Source organism: Streptomyces sp. UNOC14_S4 (assembly GCF_020740835.1).
GTDB lineage: Bacteria > Actinomycetota > Actinomycetes > Streptomycetales > Streptomycetaceae > Streptomyces.
Window position 1 is genome coordinate 1 of record NZ_JAINFC010000734.1, and the last position, 2777, is coordinate 2777.

The 2777-nt window shown below is 73.7% G+C and carries 2 protein-coding genes; one reads left to right on the forward strand and one right to left on the reverse strand.

The features are described from left to right. Window positions 1–180: 180 nt before the first annotated feature. Window positions 181–1272, forward strand: coding sequence for an RNA polymerase sigma factor (locus tag K6I34_RS35065; RefSeq protein ID WP_229332073.1), 1092 nt, complete (start codon window positions 181–183; stop codon window positions 1270–1272). 6 nt (window positions 1273–1278) lie between these two features. Here K6I34_RS35065 and K6I34_RS35070 read toward each other — a convergent pair whose 3' ends face one another. Continuing rightward, the gene (locus tag K6I34_RS35070; protein WP_229332074.1) at window positions 1279–2706 is read right to left on the reverse strand and encodes an FGGY family carbohydrate kinase; all 1428 of its coding nucleotides are present in this window, start codon (window positions 2704–2706) and stop codon (window positions 1279–1281) included. Between the last annotated feature and the right edge of the window lie 71 nt (window positions 2707–2777).

Below are 2777 nucleotides of genomic sequence, written 5' to 3' on the forward strand. Positions count from 1 at the left end.
CAACCGGACCACCGGCCGCAACCGACCACGGGGTCCGGGGGCGGAGCCCCCGGTGGGTCACCCCATGTCACGGTCCGGAATCAGAAAGTGCCCGCAAGCCCCTCGTGGTCAACCTGTGTCGTACCCCACACTGGTGGGCGGTGCCTGGTCCGGCCGCAGGGACCCGGAACCCTCCGTCGCATGCCACCCCCCGAACCGGCAGCGATCACTTTGGAGGTCGCCCCCGTGCAGACCCGGACCTCGACCCTGTCCCCGGCCGCCGCCGTGCACCGGCAGGCGGAGCCGCCCGGCTGTGAGAGCCTCCCCGCTCCCGGCCCGGAGCCGGGCGGCGGCCCGGCGGACCGCAACGACGCGGGCGGCGGGCCGTCCTCCGATCTCTTCCGGCAGTACCTGCGCGAGATCGGCCGGATCCCGCTGCTGTCCGCGGAGGAGGAGGTGGAGCTCGCCCGCTGCGTGGAAGCGGGCCTGTTCGCCGAGGAGAAGCTGAACAGCACGCCGGACCTCGACTCCCAACTCGCCGTCGACCTCGACCGGCTGGTGGTCATGGGCCGGATGGCCAAGCGCCGGCTCATCGAGGCCAACCTGCGGCTCGTCGTCTCCGTCGCCAAGCGCTACATCGGCCGCGGGCTCACCATGCTCGACCTGGTCCAGGAGGGAAACCTCGGGCTGATCAGGGCGGTCGAGAAGTTCGACTACGCCCGCGGCTACAAGTTCTCGACGTACGCGACCTGGTGGATCCGGCAGGCCATGTCCCGCGCCCTCGCGGACCAGGCCCGGACGATCCGCGTCCCCGTCCACGTCGTCGAGCTGATCAACCGCGTCGTCCGCGTCCAGCGCCGCATGCTCCAGGAGCACGGTTACGAGCCCACCGCCGAGGAGGTCGCGGGCCAGCTCGAACTCACCCAGGAGCGGGTCAGCGAGGTGCTGCGGCTGGCCCAGGAGCCGGTGTCGCTGCACGCGCCCGTCGGCGAGGAGGACGACGTCGCGCTCGGCGACCTCATCGAGGACGGCGACGCGGCCTCACCCGTCGAATCGGCCGCCTTCCTGCTGCTGCGCGAGCATCTGGAGGCCGTCCTGTCGACCCTGGGCGAGCGCGAGCGCAAGGTCGTGCAGCTCCGCTACGGGCTGGCCGACGGCCGCCCCCGCACCCTGGAGGAGATAGGGCGGATCTTCGGGGTCACCCGCGAGCGGATCCGCCAGATCGAGTCCAAGACCCTCAACAAGCTCCGCGACCACGCCTTCGCGGACCAGCTCCGCGGCTACCTCGACTGACGGCTGTTACTGGAACGCCCCGGGGTGCGACTGCTCGCGCACCGTCACGTACTGCTGCCGCACCGCCTGTCCGACCGCCAGGTCCTCGCCCAGCGCCTCGAACACCTGGCTGGCCGCCGCGGGCCACAGCGGGGGCTGCTGGGGCGAGAGCGTGCCGTGCTGGACGCCCAGCGCCCACGCCGCCTGCCGGGCCGCGCCCAGCGCCGCGTAGTCCGCGGGCTGCGGGACCACGACCGGCGCGCCGAACAGCGCGGGGGCGATCGCCTGCACGGCGGGCAGCTCGGCCGCCGCGCCCAGCAGGAACACCCGCCGCACCGCGACGCCGCGCGTGCGCAGCACGTCCAGGGCGTCCGTCAGCCCGCAGAGCATGCCTTCGAACGCGGCACGTGCCAGGTGCTCCGGCTTCATGCTCTCCCGCCGCAGCCCGGTGAGGCTGCCCGCCGTGTGCGGCAGGTACGGGGTGCGCTCGCCCTCCAGATAGGGGAGCAGCACCAGCCCGTACGAGCCCGGCGAGGAGCGCAGCGCCAGGTCGGACAGGCCCGCGAGGTCCGTGCCCAGCAGCGAGGCGGTGCCGCGCAGCACCCGGACCGCGTTGAGGGTGTGCACCACGGGCAGGTGCATGCCGGTCGCGTCCGCGAAGGAGGTGATGGAGCCCGTGGGGTCGTCGAGGGCCTCGTGGTGCACGGCGAAGACCGAGCCGGAGGCGCCCAGGGAGATCACCGCGTCGCCGGGGCCGACCCCGAGCCCGAAGGCCGCGGCCATGGTCTCGCCGGTGCCGGCCGAGATCAGCAGCCCTTCCGGGGTGTGCCCGGCGGGCTCCGCGGGGGCGAGCACGTCCGGCAGCGCCACCTGGTGGCCCAGGGCGAGCTCCACCAGATCGGGGCGCCAGGAGCCGGTCGCCGCCGACCAGCAGCCGGTGCCGGAGGCGTCGCCGCGGTCGGTGGTGCGCCGTACCGGACGGCCCAGCAGCTGCCAGACCAGCCAGTCGTGCGGCTGGAGCACGGCGGCCACGCGCTTGGCCGACTCGGGCTCGTTTCGCGCGAGCCAGCGCAGCTTCGGCAGCAGCTGGCCCGGCTGCGGGACGGAACCGACGGCCTGGGACCACGCGGCACGGCCCCCGAGGGCCTCCGTCAGATCGGCGGCCGAGGGCTGCATCCGCTTGTCGTTGCCGAGCATCGCGGGCCGTACGAGCACGCCGCCCGCGTCCAGCGCGATCAGGCCGTGCTGCTGCGCGGAGACACCGATGGCCTGCACGCCCTCCAGCACCCCGCCTCCGGCGGCGTCGCCGAGTGACATCAGCCACGCCTGAGGATCACCCGGGGAGGTCTGCGGGTGCGGGGCGTACCCCTGCCGGAGCACGGCTCCCGTGTCCGTATCGCAGACGATGATCCGCGTGCTCTCGGTGGAACTGTCCAGTCCCGCGACTATGCCCATGCGGTGATGATGCCAAACCCCCGCGGTAGGCCGTCAGCCGGTCAGGGATTGGGGCAGGACCGGGTCAGGGG

Excerpts from the sequence above, each read along its gene's own strand:
- K6I34_RS35065 (WP_229332073.1), top strand. The coding sequence starts at position 181 with ATGCCACCCCCCGAACCGGCAGCGATCACTTTGGAGGTCGCCCCCGTG.
- K6I34_RS35070 (WP_229332074.1), bottom strand. The coding sequence starts at position 2,706 with ATGGGCATAGTCGCGGGACTGGACAGTTCCACCGAGAGCACGCGGATC.